The following is a 15058-nucleotide window of genomic DNA, read 5'->3' as shown; positions in this document are numbered from 1 at the left end:
AGGATGTCAAATCTAATCGTTCGTCCTGAGAAGGGAGGGCCGGGCCAGCATCCGCTGCTATCGGTGACGCCGGAATCCGCCGGTTGGAGCTATGTCGGGTTTGAGGTGTACCGGCTGAAGCCTGGGGAGACCATTGAACGGAGTACAGAGGATCGGGAATACTGCTTGGTGATTATAGAAGGGAAAGCCCATGTATCAACGGCGGAGACAAGGTGGGAGTCGGTTGGCGAGCGGTTGAGCGTATTTGAGCGGATTCCCCCGTATGCGGTCTATGTGCCGGGCGGCAACCGATACGAAGTTGAAGCGGTAACCGAGTTGGAGCTGGGGGTCTGCCATGCTCCGGATCGGAAGAGCGGTCATCCGGCCCGTTTGATTGGGCCAGAGGATATGGACAGCGAAGTCCGGGGAGAAGGGGCAACGCAGCGGTATATTCATCACATTTTGCCGGAACAGCAGCCTGCGGATAGCTTGCTCGTTGTTGAGGTGTTTACGCCTGCAGGACATTGGTCCAGCTATCCCCCGCACAAGCATGACCAGGATGCCTTGCCGGATGAAGCGCTGCTGGAGGAGACGTATTATTATCGGGTGAACCCGCCACAGGGTTTTGCCGTTCAACGTGTGTACACGGATGACCGGTCGCTTGATTCAACGATGGCGATAAGAAACGGCGAGACGGTGCTCGTACCAAAGGGCTATCATCCGGTGTCTGCACCTCCTGGTTACGATGTCTATTACCTCAACGTCATGGCTGGTCCCGTCCGAACCTGGAGGATCCGCAACGATCCGGAACACGCATGGACGCTTGAATCGGCAGGAATGCGCCAGACTCAACCCGATTGAACATTTGCAAAGGCAAATGAATCGTCGGATAATAGCTCCATAGAGAGCGGTAACGCTCGGACTACTATCCGATAATAAATGAGGTTGTTTATGAAAGGGACTACGATTTACGACGTTGCCAAAGAAGCGGGCGTGTCGATTGCGACGGTCTCCAACGTGATTAACGGCAAAGGCAACGTGGGCAAGAAGAAGCGGGAAGAAATCTTTAAGGTAATGGAGCGACTTCAATACAAGCCCAGCGTCATCGCATCCGCTTTGATGGGGAAGAAGACGTATACCCTGGGGCTGCTGATCCCGGATGTGTCGAACCCGTTCTTCTCCGAAATCGCCCGGGCTGTGGAAGATATGGCTCATGAGGAAGGGTACAGCGTCATTGTATGCAGCACCGATAATAACGACGAACGCATCGAGAAATACATCAAGCTGCTGGAGCAAAAAAGCGTGGACGGCCTGCTGATCGGCACCGGCGTTGAGAACGCCAACATTATTGCGCAACTGTCCGAAAATTCCGTTCCGATCGTAATGATCGCGCGGGAGGCGTCGGATATCAATGTGCATCGTGTGCTGACGGACGACTTTAAGGGCGGTTCGCTGGCGGCGGGGCATCTTCTGCAACTTGGCCATGAGCATGTTGCTATCTTGTCGGAGAGCACGAAGTTCAGCAGCAGTAAGGAGCGTGTGAGAGGGTTCCGATTTGCGTTGTTCGAGGCCGGAAAGACGCTGGACGACGAGCGGATCGTTGCCTGCCAATCCACGATCATGGACGGCAAGCGAGCAGCGACGACGCTGCTTACGGGGCCTAATCCGCCGACAGCGATCTTCTGCTGCAACGATATGCTGGCGATCGGTGCGCTGCAGGCAGCTAGGGAATGCGGTGTCCGCGTCCCGGAGCAGCTGTCGATCATCGGCTTCGACAACACGATTTTGTCAACGGTCACGAATCCGACGCTGACCACGATCGCCCAGCCGACGGACGAAATGGCGAAGCTGGCCTTTGGCTTGCTTCTCTCTTCGCCGGACGAAGGGAGCGAGGACATCAAGCAACGCATCGTGATGGAACCCAAGCTGATCGAACGGGAATCTACGGGACCTGTGCAACACGAAGCTGCCGGCTGTTAAGGCCGGCTCGCAGCATCGTGCCGCAGGTATGCCGCTTCTTTGCAACCGTATCGCAGTTCTTACCTACCAACGCTACCAACGCTTTAGTCATCCTTGTCCTAAAACTCCACATAACAAACGCATATAACCTATCCATCGTAATCATCACTCACCGTTGCATCTATCCAGATACCAGCACTACCTCCAAACACAGCTCTTACCGCCAAAAATCAGGACTCATCTTCGCAAGAAATTGAATAAAAAAACTCTTCAGATATGGGACCGATATACAACTGCAACTTCGGATTTCCAACTTTTTCATCCAAAACAATATTAAGCGCTTACAAAATGGAGGGGCGGAAATCTCGTGTCCATGGGTGATAGGCGCCATGGGAAGCCGCTGATTCTTGCGGGGGGGTGAGGCCGAGGCACTTGGAGTGCCAAATGACAGCCAGAAGGGCAGAACAGGATGCCAAATCATTAATGGAGGGGTTAATCGTGAAAAAGTCCGGAATGTTAGGGACGCTTCTTTTAACGATAGCTGTCATTTTCGCAGGATGCGACGGGAATAATGCGGCGGCGCCCGATGCAGCGAAGTCCAACAATTCATCGAAGGGCGAACAGTCGAAGCCCGTGGCAGGCGGAGTCAACACGGACAGCAAGGAAGCTCCCGAGCTCGCGAAACTCGTGGCAGAGGGCAAGCTGCCGAAGCTGGAGGAGAGACTCCCGAAGGCTGAAGACATCATGGTCGAGCCGGTCGTGGAGGAACTTGGTCAATACGGTGGAGACTGGACGATGGCCTGGACGGGGCCGGGCGATAAATGGGCTGTCGGGCAGCCAACAGAGGAGGCGTTGTTCCGCTTCAATGCGGACGGCACCGGGGTGGAGCCTAACGTAGCGAAGAGCTACGAAGTGAACGAGGACTCTACGGTGTTTACGATTCATCTGCGCGAAGGCATGAAATGGTCGGACGGCATGCCATTTACAGCCGATGATGTGTTGTTTTATTGGGAGCACATGCTGACCAAAGAAACGTTTGGCAAAAAGATCTATGACGCCTATTACTCGGTAGATCCAGTCACAGGCGAAAGAGCGCTCGCAGAAGTGAAGAAGGTCGACGACTACACCTTCACAGTGACGCACAAGTATCCGAATGTACAGTTCCTTGAGCGGGTTGCGATTGATAATAAGTGGTTTTTTGCACCGGCGCACTTCCACAAGACGATCCTTCCAGAGTTTGTTGGCGAGGCGAAAACAGCCGAAATCGCCAGGGAGTGGGGCTATGAGGATGTGAAGGCGTTCCTCGTCGACACCGGCTACTATTACTGGCTGCATCCGCAAATTCCAACGCTGCGCCCTTGGGTTGCCGCCACGGATCCAAACAGCGACCAGTTCGTGATGGAGCGTAACCCCTATTATTGGAAAACTGACGCCGAAGGTCGTCAACTGCCTTACTTGGATCGCATTGTCGTGACCAAGATTCAGGATCCGAGCCAGATTTTGCTTGGTACGCTGGCTGGCAACTACAATCTGGCAACCTTCGGGGCTAAAGACTTTACGATTCTGAAGGAAAACGAGAAGAAGGGCGATTTCCGCGTATTGCAATGGACCCAACCCAGCTGGACGAGTGCGGGGATTCAGCTCAATCAGACGACGAAAGATCCGAAGCTGCGCGAGCTGTTCCGGGATATTCGTTTCCGCGAGGCGCTGTCGATCGGGGTGGATCGCAACGAGATCACCGAAATCGTGACGAACGGCATCGCCGACCCGGTGCAAGCGTCCGTTCCTGAAGGAGTGTTCGGATACCAAGAGGGCTGGGCGCAGAAGTGGGCGGAGTATGATCCCGAGCGCGCGAACCAGTTGCTGGATGAAATCGGCCTAAAACGCGGCAAGGATGGCTTCCGCACGTTCCCGGACGGCTCGGATCTGACCTTAACGGACATCGAATCCAGTACAAACGCCGACTCCTTCTTGGAACTTTTGAAGAAGTATTTTGAGGATATGGGACTCAAGTTCAATGTGAAGGTTGTCGAATCCGGTGCATATAACGATCTGAAATATGCCAACGAGGTCCCGATAAACACGGAAGCGATTTCTGTCGTGAACATCTCGTTCCGCCCAGATACGCTTGTGCCGCTGCGTGTGATCACACCGTGGTTTGGTCATTACGGTCTGTATACGGAGTCCGGCGGCAAAGAGGGCTTTAAGCCGGAAGGGGATGTCGCCAAAATTTTGGATCTTTGGGCACAGCTCAAGGCTAGCAATTCCAAGGATGACATCAATCGCATTGCGAATGAAATCTACAAGGTTCATATGGATAATCAGTGGGTCATCGGTTACGCCGGACCAACGCCAGCGCTGGTTGTCGCCAGCAACAAGATGCGTAATGTTCCGGAGAAAGCGGTATGGGCCGACGAATTTCGTTCCTTAGGACACGGGCATCCGGCGCAGTTTTTCCTGAAGCAGTAACTCGGTAGGGAGTCGGCGGCGGGGAATGAAGGACTCCCCGTGCCGTTCTTCCATCCTGAAGGCACGCGTTAATCGCATTGGAGGGGACTGATGACAGATGCTTCAATATATACTCAAGCGGATTGTATTGGCCATTCCGGTCGTGATCCTGATTTCGTTCATCGTCTTCTATATTATTCAGCTTCCTCCCGGAGACTACGTGTCTACTTATGCGGCGCAAATGGCAGCCGCGGGCGACAACATGACGGCGGAGGAAATGGAGGAGATGAGGGAAAATCTGGGGCTTAGCGGACCCGTATACGAGCAGTATGCGGTCTGGATCAAAAAAATCGTGCTGCACGGTGATTTTGGCTTTTCCTTTAGCTACAACAAACCGGTGTTAGACGTGATTAAGCAGTATATGGGGCTGACGTTGGTGGTCTCGTTTGTTACGTTGTTTTTTCACTATATCGTTGCGATTCCGATTGGCATTTATACCGCGGTTAAACAGTATTCCGCCGGGGACTATTTCTTCTCAGGTCTCAGTTTTATCGGCATGGCGACTCCCAACTTCCTGCTGGCTATCATTCTGATGTTCTTCTCGTACAAATGGTTTGGGGACCCGCTGCTTGGACTGTTCTCGCCCGAGTACGTCAATGCGCCGTGGTCGATGGACAAAGTGGTGGATTTGATGAAGCATTTGATCATCCCTGTGATCGTCATCGGGATTGCGCATACCGCGGATTTGATCCGCGTCATGAGAGGCCAGATGCTCGATGAGCTGAACAAGCCGAGCATCGTCACCGCCCGCGCCAAGGGCGTATCCAATCTGAAAATCCTGTTCAAATACCCGACGCGCTCTGCCTTGAACCCAATCGTAAGCACGCTGGGCTGGTCATTGTCCTCGATTTTTACCGGTTCGACCATTACCGCGATCGTACTGAACCTGCCGATCCAGGGACCGGTCATGTACAAAGCGCTGCTGAGCCAAGATATGTACCTGGCCGGGACATGGCTGTTGTTTATGGCGCTGCTCACCGTGTTGGGGACGTTGATCTCGGATATTTTGCTGGCTTGGCTTGATCCGAAAATTCGTACAGAGTTCAGAGGTAATTGACTATGAACCCATCGACGATATTTAAGAAAAAAACTCCGACAAACAACAAAGTATCGAGGCCGGCGAAGCGGAAAAACAACATTGATCTGAACTACAGCTCGCAATGGAAGCTGATGTATCTGCGGTTTAAGAAGCACAAGCTGGCCCGGATCAGCCTGGTCATTCTCGGAGTTCTGTATCTTGTCGCGTTGTTCGCTCAATTTATTGCACCTTACAGTCTGCAAAGCTATGACAGTAAATACGTCAATGCGCCGCCGACGTTGCTGCGTTTCGTTGACGCCGAGGGTAAGTTCCATCTACGCCCGTTTGTCTATGAATTAAAGTCTGATCGGGACCCGGAGACGATGCGCAAAATCTTCGTGAACAACGAGGAGAAGACCTATCCGCTGCAGCTGTTCGTCAAAGGCGAAGAATACAAGTTCCTTGGATTGTTCCGTACCGACATTCACCTGCTGGGGGTGGAACAGCCGGGCCGGATCTTCCTGCTAGGCACGGATGGGATGGGGAGGGATTTATTTTCCCGTATCGTCCTGGGCAGTCAAATCTCGCTGTCGATCCCGCTGGTCGGGGTGGGGATCAGCTTCGTGATCGGCCTCATCCTGGGCGGCATCTCCGGTTACTTCGGCGGCTGGATTGATTCGCTAATCCAACGGATCATCGAGATTATCCGCTCATTCCCGACGCTTCCGCTGTGGATGGCGTTATCGGCGGCGATTCCGCCGCGCATTCCGGTGGTGACGATGTATTTTTACATCGTAATTATCTTTGCGTTGATCGGCTGGACCGATCTGGCACGCGTTGTCCGGGGCAAGTTCATCTCGCTGAAAAATGAAGATTACGTCATCGCCGCCAAAATTGCCGGAGTCAGCGACGCCAAAATCATTATCAAGCATTTGCTGCCCGGATTTATCAGCTATCTCGTTGTGGCGACGACGCTGGCGATTCCCGGCATGATTCTCTCCGAGACGGCCATGAGCTTCCTTGGGCTGGGTATCCGCTCTCCTGCGACTAGCTGGGGCGTATTGCTGCAGGAAGCCCAGCAGATTGAGAACGTCGCTTTGTATCCGTGGAAGTTGTTCCCGCTGGGGATCGTGATTCTTACCGTGCTGACTTACAACTTCCTAGGTGACGGGATGCGGGATGCCGCCGATCCGTACAAGAAATGATCTGACGATACTATGAAGCGAGCGAGGTGACCGTATGACAACACAAACCTTAGTCGCCGAGCAGCCGCTGCTCTCGGTACGAAACTTGAAGATCCGCATCCAGATGGACAACGGCGTCATGCATGCTGTTGACGGGGTTGATTTTGATATCTATAAAGGGAAGACCTTAGGGCTCGTAGGTGAGTCCGGCTGCGGAAAAAGTCTTACCAGCCGCTCGCTCATCAACCTGAATCCGAAGGAATGCGAGACGACGGGCTCGATTGTCTACCGTCCAACCGACACCAAGGAGGGGAAGGAGGTTGACATCCTTTCCCTTGAACCCAATGGCAAGGCTATCCGCTCCATTCGCGGCCGCCGCATCTCCATGATCTTTCAAGAGCCGATGACGGCCTTCTCTCCGATGTATACGATCGGTAATCAGATTGTGGAAGCGATTCGGATACACCGGACGAAGGATAAGAAGGAAGCCAAAAAAATCGCGCTTGAAATGCTATCCAAGGTCGGCATTTCGGACGAGGAGAAGCGGTTCGATCAATATCCGCACGAGTTTTCGGGAGGCATGCGGCAGCGCGCGATGATCTCGATGGCGCTGTCGTGCAACCCCGAGCTCTTGATCGCCGACGAGCCAACGACAGCGCTGGATGTGACGATTCAGGCGCAGGTGCTTGAACTGATGCGGGCGCTTCAGCAGGAATTTGGCATGTCGATCTTGCTCGTCACGCACGACCTTGGCATCATCGCTCAAATGTGTGACGAGGTCGCGGTGATGTACCTTGGCAAGATCGTCGAGCAGGCGCCGGTGAAGGAATTGTTCCGCAATCCCAAGCATCCGTACACCAAAGGCTTAATGCGATCGATGCCGCGGCTTGGGGGCGGCAAGGAGAAGCGCCTCGAGTCCATCGAAGGCTCGGTGCCGATGGCGATCGACATGCCGCCGATGTGCGGCTTCTATGAACGCTGCAAGGACCGCATCGAAGGGGTCTGTAATGCGGCCGCCGTGCCGATGACCTCGATCTCCGAAGGGCATTCGGTCAGATGCTTCCTGTATTCGGAACCGCAAGGAGGCGAAACGCCATGACCAACGCGCTGCTTGACGTCGTCGGGTTAAACAAAGAATTTCAGGTTAAGCCGAAGTCAGCGAAGATCTTCGCGAAGCCAACAAAGGTCCAAGTCCTGAATGACATCTCGTTTGAGATGTACGAAGGGGAGACGCTAAGTATCGTCGGGGAATCAGGTTGCGGCAAAACGACGCTAGGTCGTTGTCTGGTCCGAGGGATTCCCGCTACCTCCGGGCAAGTCATTTACCGTACTGAGGAGGATGAACGCGTTGACTTCTTGAAGTTAAAGGGGAAGGAAGCCAAGCGGCTGCGTAGAGATATCCAGATGATTTTTCAGGATCCGTATTCCTCCCTTAGCCCGCGCATGAGCGTGTTCGATATTATTTCGGAGCCGCTCGTTGCGAACTTCAAGCTGAGTCGAGATGAAGTTGAGGAGAGAGTGAAGGATATCGCGGAAAAAGCCGGCCTCAACCCCAGTTACCTGCGCCGCTACCCGCACGCGTTCTCCGGCGGCCAACGGCAGCGGATCGCGATCGCTCGTGCACTGATTATGAAGCCGCGGCTCATTGTCTGCGATGAGGCGGTGTCTGCGCTGGACGTGTCCATCCAAGCGCAGATCATTAATCTGCTTAAGGATCTGCAGGAACAGTTCAAGATTACGTACTTATTTATCTCGCACGACTTGTCCATTGTGCAGAACATATCAGATCGTGTGGCCGTCATGCACTTGGGACGTATTGTGGAGTTGGCGCCAACCAAGGAGCTGTTCGAGGCTCCCAAGCATCCATATACGGAAGCCTTGATGTCGGCCGTGCCGCAGCCTGATCCGGAAGCGAACCATAGCCGGATCATTTTGGAAGGAGAGGTGCCAAATCCGGCCCATCCGCCAAGCGGCTGCCATTTCCATCCGCGTTGTGCTTACCGGACCGAGAAGTGTATGCAGCAATCGCCGGAACTGCGAGAGATTAACAGCAGCCATTCCGTGGCCTGCCACTATGCAGAACAATTAAACTTAAGAGGTGTAACGATATGATTGTTGAACATGCCCCAGCAAATCCGAATCCGAGAAAGCTCATTATTTTCCTGGATTGCGGGGATACGATTATTGACGAAAGCTCGGAGACTCGAGACGAGGAGGGCATCGTACTGGACGGCCGGGTCATTCCCGGCGCGAACGTGATGGTCAAGACATTGGCGGAGCGGGGATTTCGGCTGGCTATCGTCGCCGACGGCGCCGCGCAGTCCTTCAAAAACCTGCTGACCCGAAACGGGATCTATGAATGCTTCGAGACGCTGATCTATTCCGAGAACATCCGGGCCACGAAACCCAGCCCAAGGATGTTCAAGGCCGCGATGGGCGCCATGGAGTTGGAGGAAGCCGATATCCCCCGAATCATTATGGTCGGCAACAACCTCAGCCGCGACGTGAAAGGAGCGAACGCACTCGGCATTACGAGCGTGTTCCTCAGCTGGACGCCGCGTTATCCGAAGACGCCAGCAGACGATTCGGAGATTCCGCGTTACACGATTGAGACTCCACTTGAGCTGATCGAGCTGGCAGAAAAATTGGATAGACAACTATCCTCGTGATGAAAAAAGCGGGACGCAGCGGAGCTATTCCGCTGCGTCCCGTTTTTGGTTTTAACGATCGGTTTAGTGGCCCGCACTCAACGCAGCGTTGCGGCCGGCCGTATATCCGGTTGAGAAAGCTGCCGTAATGTTATATCCGCCGGTATAGCCGTGAACGTCCAGAATTTCTCCGCAGAAATAAAGTCCTGGCATCAGTTTCGATTGCATCGTTCTAGGATCGATTTCTTTTATATTCACACCGCCGCCCGTTACGAAGGCTTCTTCAATCGATAACGTTCCGTAGACCCGAATCGGGAAACGTTTAACCAACTGGGCAAATTGCAGCCACTTTTGCTTTGGAATATTCGCGTAAGTCAGGAGAGGGTCTAATTCGGCTTTTTGCAACAGGATCGGGATGATTTTCTCTGGCAAATACGCTTTTAATACGTTTTTAATTGATTTTTTGGGATCTTGTTCAGCAAGCTTCAGCGTTTCGTTGTAGACTTCATTCTTCGTTTTATCAGGAGTAAAGTCAATGGAAACTTCAATATTGCCAGTGCCAAACTGCTTTAGCGCTTTGACGACGAACTGGCTGCACCGTAAAGCAATTGGTCCTGATATCCCGAAGTGTGTAAACAGCATATCGCCATAGTGCTCGATCAGCTTCTTGCCCTTAGGGTTCCATACGGAAAGGGAGACGTTTCTTAAGGACAGCCCTTGCAGCTCCTTGCTTTGGATAAAAGGTTCATTCGAAGTAAGCGGAACTTCGGTCGGGAACAGTTCAGTAATCGTGTGACCGGCTTTTTCGGCCCAAGCATATCCGTCACCGGTCGACCCGGTATGCGGGACGGATTTGCCTCCTACAGCGATAATCACCGCATGGCTCTCCAGCACTTCTCCGGTTTTTAGCTTGACGCCCACAGTTTGACCATTGTCGTAGAGCACTTCTGCGACGGGGCTGTTGACCCGGATTTGTACGCCTTGCGAGCGCACTTGGTTGATCAGCGCATCGACCACGGTTTTGGCTTTATCAGAGACAGGGAACATTCGCCCGTTATCTTCCTCTTTGAGCTTGATTCCAAGTCCTTCAAAGAAGGCGATGATCTCTTTATTGCCGAACGTGCTTAAAGCACTGTAGAGGAAACGGCCGTTACCGGGAATAAACTGGATGAGCTCATCCAGCTCCTTGTTATTGGTGACATTACATCTTCCGCCGCCGGAGATGCCTAATTTCCGTCCTAACTTGTCTCCCTTGTCCACTAAAAGAACCTTTGCACCCTGCTCACTTGCCGCGATGGCGGCCATCAGACCGGAGGGGCCGCCGCCGATGACGATGACATCTGCTTTTTTCATGTAGATATCCTCTCTATTTGTACTATTCTTACTATTTAATAAATCATGAATTATTGTAAAACTTTGTCGGCTATGATTTAATCGAAACTAGAGTCGTATTCTTGTATTCTTCCGCCAGAGGAGGGAGAACGTGGATGTTGTTAAAGAGATCCTGCTTCAAGTCCTGATCGCCAGTTTGCCTGCATTTCTATTTCCGTTGACGTTTGAGAAAACGAATTGCTGCTGGCCTCATAACAACCGTAGCACTGAGGGACATTCATACGCCGTTGGCTTAATGTATACCTGCTTGTCCAGCATGCTGCTTTGCGATATCTTTGCCTCACGGTTATGGGAAGTTATCCCATTAAATTTCGGGATATTGCCCCTTTTTGCTCTCATGCTGTATGGTCGGTTCCGGGACGGGGTTGCTTTAGCTCTGCTGCAGATCATACTTCATCCTCTGTTTGCAGTAAATTACACCCTTATCGGGTTTATCATGGAGACGGGAATTCTCCTGTATCCATTTGTTCTACTCACTTCCCGTGATTTCAAAAGAACCGGTCGCCAGGGCAAAGTGGCCATCCTCTCTCTTTACTTTATGGGCGGAGAGACGATGATTGGCATGTCTCCATTTTTGACCGGAAGTCTATCATTTAATTCAGACCTTAACGCTTTAACGAATGGATTCATTAATGTGTTGGTCACGATGGTAGTTGGCAGCTTGTTCGTTTACATGATCGAAAGCACCATGGAGAAGGAGAAGCTGCGCGACCAAGTGATGGAGCTGTCGCGCGAATATTTCCGTGAAGCGGAGAAGCTTCAACAAATGATGGACGCTGCTCCATTAGGTATCGTTCTGTTGGATCAACAAGGTTATATTATATCGATAAATGAAACGTTTCTCCAACTCTATCGGACGTACCAAAAAGAGCCGAACGAATCGCGACGCGAGGATCTGCTGCTGCGCCGGTTGAGCGATGTGCTCAGCGGCGTGCCGATTGAGTCCATCGCCTCCCGAGTCGAGCAGTCGCTCGAAGGGCAAACGAAAGTGACCGACTTGATCAAAGCGGATAATCATATTTATTTTACCAGTACGTCTCCGATTCAAAAAAGCAAATCCAACGAAGTGATCGGTGCGGTAGCTATCGTTCAGGATATCACCGAACTGGAAACGCTGCGGATGGAGCTGAACCATGTGGAGCGGCTGAGTCTGGTGGGTCAGATGGCTGCCGGGATCACGCACGAAATCCGCAATCCGATGGCGGTGGTGCGGGGCTTTCTGCAGCTCATGCGCGAGAAAAGCCCGCCAACGTTGGATCATTACTACCGCATCGTGATGGAGGAGCTCGATCGGGCCAATGGCATCATCAATGACTTTCTTTCCCTGGCGCAGAATCGTCCGGTTGAAAGCGAGAAATGCCATCTCCACGATATCATTAAGGAACTGACGCCGTTGCTTTGGGCAGATGCGAACCTCCGCGGTCAAACGATTGAGGTCAAGCTGGATGATTCCATGCCGGAATTGTTGCTGAATGCCAAAGAGATCAAGCAGCTGATCTTAAATCTGTCGCGTAATGCGATGGAGGCGATGACCGAAAAAGGGCAGCTCACTATAGAGACCCGCGTTACTAATCAGGGGGGCCTCCTGATGGTCAGCGACACAGGGCCTGGGATTCCTTCCGGGCAGCGAGAGAAGCTGTTTGAGCCATTTTTTACGACGAAAGCGAAGGGAACAGGGCTGGGGCTGGCGTTATGCCTTAGCATCGTCGAACGCCACGGCGGCAAAATTACCGTCGATTCAACAGAGGGTCAAGGCACAACCTTTACCGTTCTTTTCCCACTCTCTTAAGTCGGGGTTGGGTCATTTGACGTCGATCAGCAGAGTTGCTTTCCTTCCCTATGAATGTATAATTAAATTAATCTGGCTAAGAGCGAGGCGAGTGCGAGAGCTCAAAATAGAGCCATATGATTATGCATAAGGAGTGATGGGTAATGTCGATGTCATTTGATCAATATATGAGAGACATGGTACAACCGATGAGAGACGAATTAACCGTGCTGGGGATTCAAGAACTGCGTACGCCGGAGGAAGTCGAAGAACAGTTGCCTAATGCGAAAGGCACTGCGCTGGTCGTTGTCAATTCCGTTTGCGGATGCGCAGCGGGACAATGCCGCCCGGGCGTAGCAAAGGCGTTGCAGCATGATGTGACACCGGACCACTTGTTTACCGTGTTTGCCGGTCAAGATAAAGAAGCTACGGCGAAAGCACGCGAATATTTCGCACCGTATCCGCCGTCTTCGCCTTCGATCGCTTTGATGAAGGACGGCGAGCTCGTCCATTTCATCGAACGTCACCAAATTGAAGACCGTTCGGCTGAAGAAATCGCCGCTGATCTGACCAGCGCGTTCGACCGCTTCTGCCGATAAGCTGTAGCGGCCGTTAATCAGTCGCTTTCGCCCCGCCATCCAGCTTGTCTGGATGGTTTGGGGCGTTTTTCGATTTAGGGCATACTACTGACATGAAATGTTATATCTTGGATGTGGAGGGATTTAAGATGAGTTTGCAGCAGGAAATCATTAAACGGCTTGGGGTTAAACCTGTCATTGATGTGGATGAGGAAATTCGCCGTCGGGTTGACTTTTTGAAGGAGCAGGTCAAAGCGGCACGCACGACCGGTTTATTAATCGCGATCAGCGGCGGGATTGATAGTGCAGTAACCACCGGCTTGTGTAAACGGGCAACGGACGAGCTGACGCAGGAGACCGGCCAACCATACATGACACTGGGCGTATTCCAGCCTTACGGGAAGCAGGAGGACATCGAGCACAGCTACGAGGTGGCCAAGGCGTTTGGCCTTGAACATACCGTGGAGACGAATATTGAGGAAGCTGTAGATGAAATCGCCCTCGAAGTCGAGCACAGCCTGAAAAATATCGGGCAATCCCGTCACCTCAGCCCGCAAGGCAAAGGTAACGTGAAAGCACGGACCCGGATGGTCATGCAATATGCGCTGGCTTTTGAGCTGAACCTGCTCGTTGTGGGTACCGACCATGCTTCTGAAGCAATTACCGGCTTTTACACCAAATGGGGGGATGGAGCCGTTGACGTGACGCCGCTCAGCTCACTGAACAAACGTCAAGTTCGTCAGCTTGCCGTCCGCCTCGGCGTACCGCAAAGCGTAATCGACAAGGCGCCAACCGCTGGTCTGTGGGAAGGACAAACGGACGAGAAGGAGCTCGGAATCAGCTACGAAGATAACAGCGATTATCTGGAAGGCAAGCAGATCGATCCAGCCGTCCAAGAGCGCCTAGAGGCCTTCTACCGCAAGACTGAGCATAAACGCAGCCCAATCCCAGGCATTTAATTCAACATAGGCGCAGGAGTGTCGTTGTGTGATAGGCATGGACTCAAACGGCACGCCATCGCCAATTAAAGTTATCGCCACCCTCAACGCGTTACGCGGGCCCGGGCGCTATTGCCCGGAGCCCGCTTTTTTTCAGGAAAAGTGTACGCAGCTAGTATTCCGGCCGCCCTCTTTCAGTGATTATCCCGTTGCCTCAGGCGGTGAGTGAAACAAAGTAGCAGATCTGCACGGCAGTAGTTATTACTAGCAAGGGAAATTGGTAGCAATAAGAAATTGCAAGGAAATCAATGGGTTGAGATCGTTTCAACAGGGGGACTCTGGCCTCTTCTCTCTCCGCCACCCTCTTTTGATGATTATCCCGTTGAGTCAGTTAGTGGAATGGAAGAAAGAGAAGGGATGGGAGTAGACGCGCCAGTACTTCCATTAGTATCATTAGTAACTCACTCGTATACAATAAGCATCGAGCAAGTATTTAAGAATCAGTTAGAACAAGCATCGAATAAACATCGAATAAATATCGAACAAGTACTAGCAAGCACTACCAAGCACTAGTAAGTATCTAATAAGTATCTAAATTAAGTATCTAAATAAGTATAGTATCTAAATAAGTATCCAATAAGTATCCAATAAGTATCCAATAAGTATCCAATAAGTATCCAATAAGTATCCCATTAGCCCCCTTACGATCATAATCACATAACCGTCCACTAGCATTTTGCACCATAATAGCACCTAATAAGCACCTAGCACCTCCCTAGTAAGCACCTCACTAGTGTCTCATTGCCGCCTCATTATGACCCCACTCATATCTCGATAGCATAGTAATTTTAAGCCGCTGCTGTAAAGAACGGCTTCTGATGGTGCGCGTTCTGATGGCGTTTGATTAACTGGCGGTAAGGGATTGCAGGAATGGATACACACATCTGCAGCAGGGAAAAGCGCATTTCTTGTTCGGAATCTGACATACGTAGGTAACGGCGGACGGTGTATTCATTCAAATAGGCTTGCAAATGGGTTAGCCCCAAGGCAACATAGGTACGTTTCAGCGAATTCCACGCCGCTCTA

12 protein-coding genes and 1 pseudogene are annotated in these 15058 nt (G+C 52.0%); 11 read left to right on the top strand and 2 right to left on the bottom strand.

Features of this window, described 5'->3' with window-relative positions:
- Positions 1 to 3: 3 nt before the first annotated feature.
- The 8 genes from iolB to PBA01S_RS18595 all read left to right on the top strand — a co-directional run bounded on the left by iolB (position 4) and on the right by PBA01S_RS18595 (position 9317).
- Positions 4 to 840: a 5-deoxy-glucuronate isomerase gene (gene iolB, locus PBA01S_RS18630; protein ID WP_028538047.1), complete on the top strand. Its 837-nt coding sequence runs from the start codon at positions 4 to 6 to the stop codon at positions 838 to 840.
- Positions 841 to 930: 90 nt separating this feature from the next.
- Positions 931 to 1959 (top strand): LacI family DNA-binding transcriptional regulator, encoded by a 1029-nt coding sequence (locus PBA01S_RS18625; RefSeq protein ID WP_016313570.1) that lies wholly within the window; start codon positions 931 to 933, stop codon positions 1957 to 1959.
- Positions 1960 to 2436: 477 nt separating this feature from the next.
- Positions 2437 to 4407, top strand: coding sequence for an ABC transporter substrate-binding protein (locus PBA01S_RS18620; protein ID WP_255315391.1), 1971 nt, complete (start codon positions 2437 to 2439; stop codon positions 4405 to 4407).
- Positions 4408 to 4504: 97 nt separating this feature from the next.
- Entirely contained in the window at positions 4505 to 5503 is a 999-nt protein-coding gene (locus tag PBA01S_RS18615; protein WP_016313568.1) for an ABC transporter permease, read from the top strand.
- A gap of 2 nt (positions 5504 to 5505) precedes the next feature.
- On the top strand, positions 5506 to 6669 hold the full coding sequence (locus PBA01S_RS18610; protein ID WP_084628816.1) for an ABC transporter permease: 1164 nt from the start codon (positions 5506 to 5508) through the stop codon (positions 6667 to 6669).
- Positions 6670 to 6703: 34 nt separating this feature from the next.
- Positions 6704 to 7747: an ABC transporter ATP-binding protein gene (locus PBA01S_RS18605; protein ID WP_127576505.1), complete on the top strand. Its 1044-nt coding sequence runs from the start codon at positions 6704 to 6706 to the stop codon at positions 7745 to 7747.
- On the top strand, positions 7744 to 8760 hold the full coding sequence (locus PBA01S_RS18600; RefSeq protein WP_127576504.1) for an ABC transporter ATP-binding protein: 1017 nt from the start codon (positions 7744 to 7746) through the stop codon (positions 8758 to 8760). Before PBA01S_RS18605 ends, PBA01S_RS18600 begins: the two co-directional genes overlap by 4 nt.
- Positions 8757 to 9317, top strand: coding sequence for an HAD family hydrolase (locus PBA01S_RS18595; RefSeq protein WP_051416837.1), 561 nt, complete (start codon positions 8757 to 8759; stop codon positions 9315 to 9317). Before PBA01S_RS18600 ends, PBA01S_RS18595 begins: the two co-directional genes overlap by 4 nt.
- Before the next feature lie 63 nt (positions 9318 to 9380).
- On the opposite strand, the gene PBA01S_RS18590 is transcribed toward PBA01S_RS18595, so the two are convergent.
- A complete protein-coding gene (locus PBA01S_RS18590) occupies positions 9381 to 10649 on the bottom strand; it encodes a BaiN/RdsA family NAD(P)/FAD-dependent oxidoreductase (protein WP_016313563.1) in 1269 nt (422 codons plus the stop codon).
- Positions 10650 to 10779: 130 nt separating this feature from the next.
- Here PBA01S_RS18590 and PBA01S_RS18585 point away from each other — a divergent pair, with 130 nt between their 5' ends.
- From PBA01S_RS18585 to nadE, 3 genes are all read left to right on the top strand, one after another.
- On the top strand, positions 10780 to 12477 hold the full coding sequence (locus PBA01S_RS18585) for a two-component system sensor histidine kinase NtrB (RefSeq protein ID WP_127576503.1): 1698 nt from the start codon (positions 10780 to 10782) through the stop codon (positions 12475 to 12477).
- Between the two features lie 143 nt (positions 12478 to 12620).
- Positions 12621 to 13055, top strand: a complete 435-nt coding sequence (locus tag PBA01S_RS18580) for a BrxA/BrxB family bacilliredoxin (RefSeq protein ID WP_016313561.1) — start codon at positions 12621 to 12623, stop codon at positions 13053 to 13055.
- 128 nt (positions 13056 to 13183) lie between these two features.
- Positions 13184 to 13993, top strand: a complete 810-nt coding sequence (nadE, locus tag PBA01S_RS18575; protein ID WP_016313560.1) for an NAD(+) synthase — start codon at positions 13184 to 13186, stop codon at positions 13991 to 13993.
- A gap of 827 nt (positions 13994 to 14820) precedes the next feature.
- Here the strand turns inward: nadE and PBA01S_RS18570 are convergent.
- Positions 14821 to 15058 (bottom strand): annotated as a pseudogene (locus PBA01S_RS18570) (transposase); the annotation flags it as partial.

The sequence above is a fragment of the Paenibacillus barengoltzii NBRC 101215 genome (genome assembly GCF_004000745.1).
GTDB lineage: Bacteria > Bacillota > Bacilli > Paenibacillales > Paenibacillaceae > Fontibacillus > Fontibacillus barengoltzii.
Note: the sequence above shows the minus strand (reverse complement) of the source record. Positions and strands in the feature narration are given on the sequence as shown.

What these genes read in the sequence shown, in the direction of transcription:
- iolB (WP_028538047.1), top strand. Translation starts at nt 4, where the DNA reads ATGTCAAATCTAATCGTTCGTCCTGAGAAGGGAGGGCCGGGCCAGCAT.
- PBA01S_RS18600 (WP_127576504.1), top strand. Translation starts at nt 7,744, where the DNA reads ATGACCAACGCGCTGCTTGACGTCGTCGGGTTAAACAAAGAATTTCAG.
- PBA01S_RS18590 (WP_016313563.1), bottom strand. Translation starts at nt 10,649, where the DNA reads ATGAAAAAAGCAGATGTCATCGTCATCGGCGGCGGCCCCTCCGGTCTG.
- nadE (WP_016313560.1), top strand. Translation starts at nt 13,184, where the DNA reads ATGAGTTTGCAGCAGGAAATCATTAAACGGCTTGGGGTTAAACCTGTC.
- PBA01S_RS18615 (WP_016313568.1), top strand. Translation starts at nt 4,505, where the DNA reads ATGCTTCAATATATACTCAAGCGGATTGTATTGGCCATTCCGGTCGTG.
- PBA01S_RS18595 (WP_051416837.1), top strand. Translation starts at nt 8,757, where the DNA reads ATGATTGTTGAACATGCCCCAGCAAATCCGAATCCGAGAAAGCTCATT.
- PBA01S_RS18580 (WP_016313561.1), top strand. Translation starts at nt 12,621, where the DNA reads ATGTCGATGTCATTTGATCAATATATGAGAGACATGGTACAACCGATG.
- PBA01S_RS18605 (WP_127576505.1), top strand. Translation starts at nt 6,704, where the DNA reads ATGACAACACAAACCTTAGTCGCCGAGCAGCCGCTGCTCTCGGTACGA.
- PBA01S_RS18610 (WP_084628816.1), top strand. Translation starts at nt 5,506, where the DNA reads ATGAACCCATCGACGATATTTAAGAAAAAAACTCCGACAAACAACAAA.
- PBA01S_RS18625 (WP_016313570.1), top strand. Translation starts at nt 931, where the DNA reads ATGAAAGGGACTACGATTTACGACGTTGCCAAAGAAGCGGGCGTGTCG.